Here is an 11,797-nt window from a genome sequence, read left to right on the forward strand (position 1 = left end):
CTCGATCGAATAAGGTTTCATTTTTTTCGCTTATGTACTCAATAAACTGTATCATATATACATGGAATATGCTGTATAGTAAGGTGCTCTACTACCCGTAATCTTCAATAATCTTTCAATAACGGAGTCTGACGCACCTGAAATGTTGCACCATTTTCAATGAGGTTTTTTTGCGGGCAGGATGCCCACCCCACAAGAAAACTCACTCTTTGTGGAACAGGCATCTTGCGTGTTGTTGAGAATGGTGCAAGATGCACCCTAAAAATCGATCGTGCTGTGACAGTTAGCCTTAGTCTGATCTAATCGAGGGGGTTTCTAACTATTCTCCCCCTCTCCTCTTCTCTCCACTTTCCCCGCAGTTCTCAGAATTTGACAAGCCAAAATCGCCGCCCCAAACCCATTATCAATATTCACCACACCCACACCAGCCGCACAAGAATTGAGCATAGTTAAAAGAGGAGCAATCCCGCCAAAACTCGCGCCGTAACCTACACTTGTCGGCACAGCAATCACCGGACAATCTGCTAAACCCGCAACCACACTCGCCAAAGCGCCTTCCATACCCGCAACCGCAATCAACACATCAGCATCGGTAATTACGTGCCGGTTGCTCAGCAAGCGGTGAATGCCGGCAACTCCGACATCCCACAAACGTCGCACCTGAAAGCCGCAAAGTTCCGCAGTAATTGCCGCCTCTTCCGCTACAGGCAAATCCGCCGTTCCCGCACTGATAATAGTCACAGTACCCGGATGCTGCCGAGTTGAGGAATTAGCTGAAATTGCACAAATTCGAGCCTTTTGGTAGTAGCACAAATCGGGTATTTTTTGTTGCAATTGCTCGAAAACTTCCGGTTCGATTCGTGTCGCCATCACCGCAGAATTTCGCCCGCGCATCGCCTCGATAATCTCAACAATTTGGTCTGGCGTTTTCCCCGGGCCCCAAATTACTTCAGGAAAACCCGTTCTTAAAGTACGGTGGTGGTCAATTTTGGCAAAATCGCCGACTTGTTCAAAGTCAAAATGCTTTAATTTATCCAAAGCTGCGATCGGGCTCACATCGCCTGCTGCCACAGATTCGAGTAACTTCTGTAAAATTTCAGGTTCCATTAATTAATGACTGACTAATGACTGCTAAATGCTGACTATTCTGTTATTTTCAGCTCGTACAAATTCCAGAAAGCACCGCCGAGGGCACTATAGCGAATTCCCGAAACGCGATCGCGCACCGCCTCAAAAGTCAGCGGATTTACCATATAAACAAAAGGAACTTGTTCCGCTATAATCCGCTGCGTTTCTCCATAAAGCTCCTTGCGCTTCGCCTCATCAAGCTCCTGGGAAGCCTTCACATAAAGGTCATCGATTTTCTGCTCCCAGTCGTACACTTCCCAACCTTTAATCGGGGGTTCTCCGGATTGCGGGCCCTGGTTGAAACTGTGCAAAGTTCCATTGACTGACCAAATATTGTAGCCGCTGTGCGGTTCAGTACCTCCCGTAAAACCGCCCAAGTAAGTATCCCAATTCCGCGTCAATCGCAGTTTTTCCACATAAGTGTTAAAACTCAGGAACTGCGTATCAATTTGCATCCCCAGTTTGCCTAAATCTTGCTTAATCTGTGTTCCCATTTGTTCCCGAACTTTTTTACCCGCAGCCATCAACAAAGTAAATCGCACTTTGTTGCTCTCTGCATCCAATAATTGTCCCTCACTGTTATATTTAAAACCAGCACTTAACAGCAACTCTTTGGCTTTTTCCAAATCGTAACTGTAAGTTTTCAATCCCTGTTCTGGGGACAGGTAGAACGGGCTTTGCGCCGGAATTGGGGAATGCAGCGGCGCGCCAAGTCCGCGATAGATATTGTTAGTCATCGCCTCGCGGTTGATGCCATAGGCGATCGCCTGCCGAAATTCTTTACTCGCGAACCACCGAGACTTAATTGGGTCTACAAACGGCTGATTTTGAGCATTGCGCCCCTTATTCAGATTGAAACACATAAAGACGGTGCCAGTATCCGGGCCGCCGTTGAAGACCGTATATTTGCCGCGTTTTTCCTCCCGTTTCAGCAGCGGAAACACTTCCGGCTCCACGTTCAGAGTATCCAAATCGCCCGATCGAAAATTCAGCAGTTGATTATCAGTATTTTCGATAATTTGCCAAACAATTTGCTGGATGTAAGGCTGAACATTTCCCTCAGCATCTTTGCGCCAAAAATACGGATTTCGTTCCAAAACAACGCGCTGATTAGGAGTATAGCTCAGCATTCGGTATTGACCATTCCCCACAATTTTTTTAGGGTCAGTATCCGTGCCCCAAGTAGCCAAGAATTGAGGCTTGCCCTCTGCATCTGTATTATCGACAGCTTGCTGTAAAATATGAGCTGGTAAAATTGGGATTCCCCCAGCATATCTAATAAATGGAGCAAAGGGTTCTGCAACGGAAAATTCAACGCGGCGGCTGTCTATTTTTTTAACTTTTGGGAATTGGCGACTCATGCCAACTCTCAGAGTATCTTTCAAACCGCTAGGAATTTTGTCATTGAAATAAATCTTTTCATAGCTGAAGATAATGTCATCAGTAGTCATCGGTTCGCCGTCCGACCATTTCAACCCCTCTCGCAGGGTGAAGACAATCTTTTTGCCATCTTTAGAAACTTCCCACGACTCAGCTAAACCGGGTTCTAACTCCGAGGTCAAGCCGTTTTCGTTGATTAGTCCCTCGTACATATAGCCAAAAACGCTGTATGCAGATTGATTTAGGGGGTAGTTAAAGGTAGCTGGGCCGCTGGGGGTGGGAACGACGAGTCTGTTTACTAAGTTAGTCAATCGGGCTGGAGTGCACGCAGACAGAGTTATAGTGGCAATTGCCGCGAGTAGAATCGCCAGCCAGCGCAGTCTTGAATGTAGCATCATAGAAATTTTCATAATTTTTTAGTTTACCACCTGCGTGCAACTATGACTGAGATTGTAACCAACCAAGAAAGTCTTCAGTGCGTGAAAAATACTTGGTTATCCCTACTTCCCGCAAAGCCTCTTGAACTTCCGATACACTAAATTCTTTTGTATTATTGCTCAAAAACACCTTGACTTCATTAGCGTGTAAGTGTGCGTGATTCAAGATGCAGTGGAGTATCAAATTGTCTGTCGGGTCTTCTTCAATAACAACTGTATTCAAGCTTTCTCGCAGTGTATCTGCTGTTAGTTCCATCATCTCCACATTGTCAGCCAATAATTCAAGAGCCTCAAAAAGACGTACTTTAATATTATTGAGCAATCCTTCATTTTCATTCAAAGACTCTTCTACATGGAATAAAAGAGACTTAGCATAAGGCGAAGTAAGATCGCGCTTGAGCTGGCTAATTTGTTTTTTCTGTTCATCTGCAAAACGGTTGCGGCGCTTGATATCGTCTTCTAAAGCCGAGAGAGCTTCCATGCAGCAAATAGCAGGTATGGCAATGCGGACTGATGTTGGTACATTCAGTAACAAGTTATTGGCATTAGGATCGCTTCCTGTAGCAATACTCATCAAAAAGTTAGTTTCTATATATAAAATCACCACCAATTTTTACCTCTGACTTTGTTGTTCCACCTGCTAGCAACGGCAGCAAACCGATTGCTGCTATCTGTTCCGATGCTGGTGGAATCTCAGACTTCCAATTATAAGCTAAGTCACGCAACCATGCTTCAATCAGCCTAGTTAGGTATGGCACAAATATCCGCTGATCGCCTAATTTTGAGTCATAATAGTGAAGGATGTCAGCCGTTTTTAACGATAAAACAGCTTCAGACAAAACAGTGCCGTCCCATTTAAAAACCATTATATTTTCGAGAGTGACAATCATAGCATAAGGAATTACCACATTTTTTTCGGAGAGCTTTGAGAGGAAATGTTTTATTTGTTTGAGCGCGCGAACGATAATGCTCTGTTTGGCTGCCTTTTCTTTACCTTGATTAATTTTGACCTCGATTAGCACGACTATGCGATCGTCCTTATCCAACGCGATAATATCCGCGTCTCTGGGGAATTCTACTTCCAACGTTTCAGTTTGCATGGTTTCAGCCTTCCTAGCGTATAAGTTTAAGTAAATTCAACTTCTACTATCAAACCACTTTTTTAATTTTTGGACACTAAAACTACAGCATAGGCTGCAATTCCTTCTTCTCTCCCCACGGGCCCTAACTTTTCGTTTGTAGTAGCTTTGATGCCGATTTGGTCAGGCTTTAATTGTAGGACAGTAGAAAGCCGATCGCGCATTTGCTCAATATGCGGTTTCAGCTTTGGACGTTCTGCCACCACCACCGAATCAATATTCCCGATTTCCCAGCCTTTATCTAATATTAACTGATTGACTTGTGCCAGCAATACGAGACTATCAGCACCTTTCCATTTCGAGTCAGTCGGCGGGAAATACAGACCGATATCTCCTAAGCTGAGAGCTCCGAGCATCGCGTCCATGATAGCGTGGGTAAGTACGTCGGCGTCGCTGTGTCCTAATAAGCCTAATTCGTGGGGAATGTGGACGCCGCCGAGGATGAGGGGGCGTTCTGGAACTAAGCAATGAATGTCGTAGCCGTTGCCGATGCGGATGTTCATGTAAAATTTAAGTTTTGGAAGTATATCGAAAGACAATTATTTCATATTTGTGCGGATATTAGTGAAAAAATATGATTTTAATTGACGGACTGTGTAGGAATTGTGACAAACACGTACAGATGTTTGTCGGTCAATCAGTCTTTGACAAAAAAGTTGTCTGGCATCTATGTTATGACTGCCATAATTGCGGGGAGGCAATCGAATTAGATAATGATGCTATGCCTAACAAAATGAGAGAAGAGATTTTAGCAAAAGAAGGGACTTGGAACTTGATTGTATTGGAAAAAGAACAACGTGCAACAGTTGTAACAAAAATTCTGCGTGATACTATGTCGTTGTCCTTAGCTTCAGCTATGAAGCTAAAAAAGAAGATACCTGGCTCTGTTTTTATCGGAACTAAATCTGAGACAAATCGACTAAAACAGCTTTTAGCTGCTGAAGGTTTGAAAGCTTCAATCAGCAGAAGTGTTGCAACAATCGGCGTTGCCGATCGAATTGGGCTATGAGTTTGCCCGATCGATCGTATGGGATAACTTCTTCTTTCTACCTTGTCCTATTCTCCCCCGTCCTCCAACCACCGATCGTACAAATCCAGCCGGCGCGATCTAGTTCTTTCAATTTGCTGTTCCCTGCGCCAGCGAGCAATTTCTGCGTGATTACCAGACAGCAACACGTCGGGCACCTTCAATCCCCGAAAATCCGCCGGTCGAGTGTACTGGGGATAATCCAAAAGTCCGTCCTCAAAACTCTCAAACTTTAGGGAATCTTCCTTGGCAACAGTTCCCCGCAGCAATCGCAAAACCCCATTTATCAAAGCCAAAGCCGGAATTTCACCCCCCGTGAGTACAAAATCCCCCAAAGATACCTCGCGAGTGACTAAATGCAGCACTCGATCGTCCACACCTTCATAATGACCGCAAATCAACACCAACTGATCGCGATCGACCGCCAACTCCCGAAACATCCCCTGCTGCATCGGTTCCCCCTGGGGAGTCAGCAAAATCACCTCCCGCCGCGGCAAAACCGGCAGCGACTCCACCGCAGCAAAAATCGGTTCCGGCTTCATCAGCATCCCCACTCCGCCCCCGTAAGGCTCGTCATCGACTCGCTGGTGTTTGTCTGTGGTAAAATCGCGGGGATTGACAAAATTCACCTCAGCAATCTTTTTAGCTAAGGCTTTGCCCATCAGTCCCGACTCTAGGGGAGCCCGGAAAAATTCTGGAAATAAGGTAACTACGTCAAAGCGCACAATTATTGGAATTTTATTGATACATCACCTCTAGTTTGACCTTTAGGGGGAGTTCAGTTTTCAGTAATTGCTTTATTCTTTATAATTTCTTATAATTTCTGAAAATTTTTGCAAGTTAAATTCTCTTCCTTTGTCGGCGGGCCTGTTTTGTACAACAATAAATCAGTTTTTCATGACAGCGACTGCAAGCAAACTCGCCGCCAAACAACTGCGGGATCGCGCGATCGGCGATCGCACCTCACTGCCACAAACAAAAATTTATTCTTAAAAAGCCCTATTGTACCCACAGCAACGGCAAAATTGAATTTCACATCCAACAGAGGAAGACACACCATGCAGCAGTTGACATCTCAAGCTCTTGAACATAATATTCCCCAGCGCACGAAAACCTCGATTATGGTCATCGGTGGAGCCGAAGACAAAGTTCACGGGCGAGAGATTTTGAACACCTTTTTTTGCCGTGCTGGGGGTGCAAACGCTCGGCTGGCGATCGTTCCGTGCGCTTCGCGAGATCCCGAAGGAATTAGCAACCGCTACCGCACCATATTTGACGAAATGGGCGTTAGCGCAGTCAAAGTAGTGGACATCCGCGAACGCGAACAAGGCGAAAACCCCGTCTGGAAAGATTACTTAGAAGACTGTACGGGCGTATTCATCACAGGCGGCGACCAACTGCGGCTCTGTGGACTGCTGGCGGACACCCCGCTGATGGAAAAAATTCGCAAAGAAACTCTCGAAGGCAAGATTACGCTCGCTGGCACCAGCGCGGGTGCTGCGGTGATGGGATATCACATGATTGCAGGCGGTGGGAGTGGGGCGTCACCAAACCGCTCTTTAGTAGACATGGCAAACGGACTTAACATTATTCCTGAGATCATCGTCGATCAGCATTTTCACAACCGCAACCGCATGGCTCGCTTGCTGTCGGCTGTGGCTTGCCATCCAGATCGCCTCGCTATTGGTATTGACGAAGACACCTGCGCCTTGTTTGAGGGAGACGATACTATGAAAATTCTCGGTAAAGGCAGTGTGACTATTGTTGATTCTAGGGAAAATTTTTATACCAATGAGTCTATGGTAGGAGCGACAGAACCCTTAAGTCTGTTCAATATGCGCTTGCACGTTCTATGTCACGGAGATTGCTACAATATGCCCCTCGGCAAACCAATGCCATCAGGAGCCTGTTCCGAGTCTGGCTGGCCCCCCGAATGCCGGACAGCAAACTAACGTAGAACATCTCTTGTCATTGATTCGGCAGAAATTAGGCGACATTCCGGCCGAATCATGGATACAAAAATAGAATAGATTCCGAAGCCGCCACGGTCTGACCCCAGGCCGAACCACAGAAAATTCTAGCTTCGGGCTTTGAGTTTTGGCTAGCCATTGGCCTGTACTTGTTTTTAGCCGATCGTACGGGCATGAATTTTCAATTGGGTAGCCCATAACTGGAAATTCACTCCCAAACTGTTCGCAGCGAACAGTCGATCGAGCAATCTAGATCGAAATTGAATAAATGCTCCAATTATCTATAAGATTTCGCGCCCCATACCCCTCTAACTGCCATGAAAATACTTAAAATCCAGACCTTACGCGGCCCCAACTACTGGAGCATCCGACGCCAGAAACTCGTCCTGATGCGTCTGGATTTAGAGGAGTGGGCAGATAAAAAAACATCCGAAATTCCTGGCTTCTATGAAGGGTTGATCGCCGCACTTCCGAGTTTGAACGACCATCACTGTTCACCAGGCCATCAGGGAGGATTCCTGCAACGGGTCAGAGAAGGCACAATGATGGGACACGTAATCGAACACGTCGCCCTAGAACTTCAGGAAATGGCAGGAATGCCGGTCGGGTTCGGCCGCACCCGCGAGACTGCGACCCCAGGCATTTACCAAGTAGTAATTGAGTATCAACACGAACAAGCAGGTCGCTATGCAGCCCGGGCGGGCGTGCGGATGTGCCAAAGCATTGCCGAGACAGGCACTTATCCAGCAGCAGAATTAGTCCAAGATTTGAGAGACCTGAGAGAGTTTGCTGCGTCGGCGGCACTCGGGCCGAGCACGGAAACACTGATTAAGGAAGCAGAAGCGCGCGGCATTCCTTGGATACCTTTGAGCGCCCGGTTTATGATTCAACTCGGCTACGGGGTTCACCAAAAGCGGATTCAGGCAACTCTGAGCAACCGGACGGGAGTTTTGGGAGTAGAACTTGCCTGTGACAAGGAAGGTACCAAAAATATCCTCGCCAGCGCCGGTGTACCGGTTCCCAGAGGAACGGTGATTCATTATTTGGATGAACTGCGCGGGGCGATCGAAGATGTCGGCGGTTATCCGATCGTCCTCAAACCCCTAGACGGCAACCACGGCCGCGGCATTACGATCGACATCAATTCCTGGGAAGCAGCAGAAGAAGCCTACGACTTAGCCAGCGCCGCATCAAAAACAAAAAGCGTCATTGTCGAGCGCTATTACGTCGGTCGCGACCACAGAGTATTAGTAGTCAACGGGCAAGTCATAGCAGTCGCAGAACGAGTCCCGGCTAACGTCGTAGGCAACGGCAGGTCTACAGTAGAACAGCTTATTGAAGAAGTAAACCGCGACCCGCAGCGAGGAGACGGACACGACAACGTACTCACCCGGATCACGATCGACAAATTGTCCCTGGATTTGCTGCAAAAACAAGGATACGCGATGGACTCCGTAGTGCCGGCCGGCGAAAGAGTATTTTTGCGCGCGACAGCAAACTTGAGTACCGGTGGCATTGCAGTCGATCGCACCGACGAAATTCACCCAGAAAACGTCTGGCTGTTTTCTAGAGTCGCCAAAATTATCGGTTTGGACATCGCCGGCATTGACGTAGTAACTCCCGACATCTCCCAACCGCTGCGCGATGTCAACGGCGTCATCGTCGAAGTCAACGCAGCACCGGGTTTCAGAATGCACGTCGCCCCGAGTCAGGGTTTGCCCCGCAACGTCGCCGGCGCTGTCTTCGATATGCTTTTCCCCTCGCCTCAACCCAGCCGGGTGCCAATTTTAGCGGTAACGGGAACCAACGGCAAAACTACAACCACTCGCCTGCTTGCCCACATTGTCAAGCAGACCGGTCAGATTACCGGGTACACGACTACCGACGGCACTTACATCGGCGATTATTTGGTCGAAAGCGGAGACAATACCGGGCCGCAGAGTGCTCAGTTGATTTTGTCTGACCCGACGGTGGAAGTAGCGGTGCTGGAAACGGCTAGAGGCGGAATTTTGCGCTCGGGCCTCGGCTTCGATCAGTGCGATGTCGGCGTCGTCTTGAACGTCGCGGCCGATCACTTGGGAATTGGCGACATCGACACCGTGGAACAATTGGCAAAACTCAAGAGCGTCCTCGTCGAGTCGGTAATGCCCAAAGGCTATGCTGTTTTAAATGCCGACGACCCGCTAGTATCACAAATGGCGCAGCGTGTCAAGGCTCAAATTGCATATTTTTCGATGAACCCGGACAACGAACTGGTTGCCAAACATACCGCTGCAGGCGGGCTGGCAGCGATTTACGAAAATGGGTATTTGTCGATATTGAAAGGCGATTGGACGCTGAGAATTGAGCAGGCTGTGAACGTGCCGCTGACGATGGGCGGGCGCGCGCCGTTTATGATTGCTAATGCTTTAGCAGCTTGTTTGGCGGCTTTTGCCCAAGGAGTGAAAATAGAAGATATTCGATCGGCTTTGTCAAGCTTCCAAGCATCGGTGGGTCAAACTCCCGGACGGATGAATTTGTTTAAATTGGGCAACTATCACGCTTTGCTCGACTACGCCCACAACCCCCACAGCTACAAAGCTTTGGGCAGTTTCGTGCTGAATTGGCAGGGACTGCGGATCGGGGTTGTCGGGGCCCCCGGAGACCGGCGAGATGAAGATTTTGTCACGCTGGGCAAACTTTCGGCCGAGATGTTCGATCGCATTCTTGTCAAGGAAGATATTGACAGGCGCGGGCGAGAACCCGGTGCTGTGGCACAGTTAATTTGCCAGGGAATTGCAGAGGCAATTTCTGCAGGAACCGCAAACAAATCTCAAGTTGAATACGAGTTGATTCTCGACGAAACAACGGCCGTTAACAAGGCTTTAGATGAGGCGCCGGCCGGCAGTTTGGTAGTGATTTTACCTGAAAGTGTCAACAAAGCTTTGAGTTTAATTGAATCCCGGAAACCGATTAAGGAATCTGTGGAAGTTCAAAATGGTTTAGATCGATCGAAGTCACAGGAAAGTTTAAAACCGACTGTGGTGAATCAAGGCTAAACTCTGAAGTTTGATTTCATTACATTATTAATAGGTTGGGTTAACGAAAGGAAACCCAACCTTTTTGCTTTACACAACCGCCGTATTATCTTTCAATATTTTCTCTGTAACCTCAATCAGTTCGCACACATAATTTTGCGTAAGTTGTGTAGTTTTAAACCCATGAGCAATAGCGTTCCGCAAAGAAAGCGCATTCATTAATAACTGATATTCGGATTTAGAAATCACGCCGCCCTCAACCGTCAGTTGTTTCACTAAATAGGGTTTGCTGAATAATTGATCGCAGACCACTAGCAGGAGTGATCGATATATTCAAACCGAGTTAAAGATGAGTTTTTCCTGCCTGATTTTGAGAGAAATATAAGCGCAAATTATGTTAAATCCAAAAACAGGCTTTGTTTGATCCGCTCGACATAAAAACACATAAAGAACCTGGCGCCACCAGGTAGAAAGGTTCATGACTAAAAAAGTGATAGCAATAGTTGTTTGTGAAGTATTATCAAGTTTTGCCATGATTCGATTGAGACCGAATCTTCGTTTACCTTCCCCGAATTTACCCTCAATCGCATTCCTAATTCTGTCATCTTCCAACGCTTGCCTCTTTTTTGATTTACTCACATTTGCTGGCGGTCTTCCTAATGGCGGGCCACTCAGCCTAATTCCTTTTTCTTTACACCATGCTCGGTTTTCCCGCTTTCGGTAAATGCGATCTGCATGAACTGACTCTGGATAATACCCTGTGAATTTATGATAGGCTTCAAATGAGTGTTTTTAAGTCCCCTGATTCGTTAAAGTTATCCCAGCTCATCCGGTCTAAAAATACATATCCCTCAAAACAACTGGCTGATATTTTGGCTCCAAACTCTACGCTTTTTCCTGCTTTTCCTCTGACAATAGGACGAATGTGGGGTTGACTTAAACTTACTATTCTATCCTCAATGCTCTGTTTATTGTTATCAAATAACCATTGCTGTTGGCGATAGACCTCTGTGAGGACTAGCAAGGTTTTATATTGCTTTTTGCTCAGGCGTTCGAGGGTCGCACCTGACTCGATTAGCTGTTCAATATGAGCGAGGTTTCTTTTGATATATTGCAATACGGTTTACTTAAGGGTTGGGAGGCTTTAAAATATTAAAAACAGGAGAATTAATTTTTATTCCAGTACCTCTGTGTTTAACTTTTTTGGATTTAAATTTTGAAACAGGTTTTTTGACAACTCTTGGGTTATTTCTCTCAACTCTTTGTGGCAAAGTCGCATCAAGAATCTCCAAATTCAACCAAGTTAAAAAAAGGGGATTTCTTTTGGTTCTAATCGCTGGAATTTTGGGACAGCACGACGAATAACTCGTAATGTACCTGTGAAAGAAATACTTAATGGGGAAATTTCTGCACCCCAAGCTGTTTGACAAATTAATGATCGCACAGCTCTTCGGTCCTAATAATAGACCATAAATTTCTTGTACTACTTCTCTTGGTCTTTGAGAGCGAATATGAGTTTTTCGTTCTAACAAATGTACTTTGAATTCATCAATTGTATTTTCGACTTCCCACCGTTGATGATATTCGGCTGCCAATAACTTTGCCGGAAATTTTTGAGGGTCTACTGGGGGGGTGACAAAAAGGTCTACGAGATAGACTGTATAAGGGTTGCGGCCCGCATACCTTGTTGATAAAAGCG

The 11,797-nt window shown here is 46.5% G+C and carries 10 protein-coding genes and 2 pseudogenes; 3 read left to right on the forward strand and 9 right to left on the reverse strand.

Features of this window, described 5'->3' with window-relative positions; genetic code table 11:
• Window positions 1-315 precede the first annotated feature (315 nt).
• The 5 genes from larB to ispF all read right to left on the reverse strand — a co-directional run bounded on the left by larB (window position 316) and on the right by ispF (window position 4,587).
• The gene (gene larB / locus QUA33_RS26185; protein WP_333079434.1) at window positions 316-1,107 is read right to left on the reverse strand and encodes a nickel pincer cofactor biosynthesis protein LarB; all 792 of its coding nucleotides are present in this window, start codon (window positions 1,105-1,107) and stop codon (window positions 316-318) included.
• 35 nt (window positions 1,108-1,142) lie between these two features.
• Window positions 1,143-2,906 (reverse strand): ABC transporter substrate-binding protein, encoded by a 1,764-nt coding sequence (locus QUA33_RS26190; RefSeq protein ID WP_333152441.1) that lies wholly within the window; start codon window positions 2,904-2,906, stop codon window positions 1,143-1,145.
• Window positions 2,907-2,946: 40 nt separating this feature from the next.
• A complete protein-coding gene (locus tag QUA33_RS26195) occupies window positions 2,947-3,519 on the reverse strand; it encodes a PIN domain-containing protein (protein ID WP_333152443.1) in 573 nt (190 codons plus the stop codon).
• A 7-nt stretch (window positions 3,520-3,526) separates the two neighbouring features.
• On the reverse strand, window positions 3,527-4,045 hold the full coding sequence (locus QUA33_RS26200) for a hypothetical protein (RefSeq protein WP_333152445.1): 519 nt from the start codon (window positions 4,043-4,045) through the stop codon (window positions 3,527-3,529).
• 62 nt (window positions 4,046-4,107) lie between these two features.
• Window positions 4,108-4,587 (reverse strand): 2-C-methyl-D-erythritol 2,4-cyclodiphosphate synthase, encoded by a 480-nt coding sequence (ispF, locus tag QUA33_RS26205; protein WP_333152447.1) that lies wholly within the window; start codon window positions 4,585-4,587, stop codon window positions 4,108-4,110.
• 71 nt (window positions 4,588-4,658) lie between these two features.
• On the opposite strand from ispF, the gene QUA33_RS26210 reads away from it, so the two are divergent.
• Window positions 4,659-5,093, forward strand: coding sequence for a hypothetical protein (locus tag QUA33_RS26210; RefSeq protein WP_333152449.1), 435 nt, complete (start codon window positions 4,659-4,661; stop codon window positions 5,091-5,093).
• A 47-nt stretch (window positions 5,094-5,140) separates the two neighbouring features.
• Here the strand turns inward: QUA33_RS26210 and trmD are convergent, their stop codons facing one another.
• Complete coding sequence (trmD, locus tag QUA33_RS26215; RefSeq protein ID WP_333152451.1) at window positions 5,141-5,836, reverse strand: tRNA (guanosine(37)-N1)-methyltransferase TrmD; 696 nt, start codon at window positions 5,834-5,836, stop codon at window positions 5,141-5,143.
• Between the two features lie 333 nt (window positions 5,837-6,169).
• Between trmD and QUA33_RS26220 the strand changes: the two genes are divergently transcribed.
• Both QUA33_RS26220 and cphA read left to right on the forward strand, forming a co-directional pair.
• Window positions 6,170-7,063 carry a cyanophycinase gene (locus tag QUA33_RS26220; RefSeq protein WP_333152458.1) on the forward strand — a complete coding sequence of 298 codons (894 nt, stop codon included), beginning with the start codon at window positions 6,170-6,172 and terminating at the stop codon, window positions 7,061-7,063.
• A gap of 335 nt (window positions 7,064-7,398) precedes the next feature.
• A complete protein-coding gene (gene cphA / locus QUA33_RS26225; RefSeq protein ID WP_333152454.1) occupies window positions 7,399-10,119 on the forward strand; it encodes a cyanophycin synthetase in 2,721 nt (906 codons plus the stop codon).
• Window positions 10,120-10,188: 69 nt separating this feature from the next.
• Here the strand turns inward: cphA and QUA33_RS26230 are convergent, their stop codons facing one another.
• From QUA33_RS26230 to QUA33_RS26240, 3 genes and pseudogenes are all read right to left on the reverse strand, one after another.
• Window positions 10,189-10,374 (reverse strand): hypothetical protein, encoded by a 186-nt coding sequence (locus tag QUA33_RS26230; protein WP_333152455.1) that lies wholly within the window; start codon window positions 10,372-10,374, stop codon window positions 10,189-10,191.
• Window positions 10,375-10,431: 57 nt separating this feature from the next.
• Window positions 10,432-11,215, reverse strand: a pseudogene (locus QUA33_RS26235) (transposase); the annotation flags it as partial.
• A gap of 186 nt (window positions 11,216-11,401) precedes the next feature.
• Window positions 11,402-11,797 (reverse strand): annotated as a pseudogene (locus QUA33_RS26240) (IS4 family transposase); the annotation flags it as partial.

This window comes from Microcoleus sp. Pol14D4, assembly GCF_036701245.1.
Classification (GTDB): Bacteria; Cyanobacteriota; Cyanobacteriia; order Cyanobacteriales; family Microcoleaceae; genus Microcoleus.

Coding starts and splice junctions, on each gene's coding strand:
- larB (WP_333079434.1), bottom strand. CDS start 1,107: ATGGAACCTGAAATTTTACAGAAGTTACTCGAATCTGTGGCAGCAGGC.
- QUA33_RS26190 (WP_333152441.1), bottom strand. CDS start 2,906: ATGATGCTACATTCAAGACTGCGCTGGCTGGCGATTCTACTCGCGGCA.
- QUA33_RS26195 (WP_333152443.1), bottom strand. CDS start 3,519: ATGAGTATTGCTACAGGAAGCGATCCTAATGCCAATAACTTGTTACTG.
- QUA33_RS26200 (WP_333152445.1), bottom strand. CDS start 4,045: ATGCAAACTGAAACGTTGGAAGTAGAATTCCCCAGAGACGCGGATATT.
- ispF (WP_333152447.1), bottom strand. CDS start 4,587: ATGAACATCCGCATCGGCAACGGCTACGACATTCATTGCTTAGTTCCA.
- QUA33_RS26210 (WP_333152449.1), top strand. CDS start 4,659: ATGATTTTAATTGACGGACTGTGTAGGAATTGTGACAAACACGTACAG.
- QUA33_RS26220 (WP_333152458.1), top strand. CDS start 6,170: ATGCAGCAGTTGACATCTCAAGCTCTTGAACATAATATTCCCCAGCGC.
- cphA (WP_333152454.1), top strand. CDS start 7,399: ATGAAAATACTTAAAATCCAGACCTTACGCGGCCCCAACTACTGGAGC.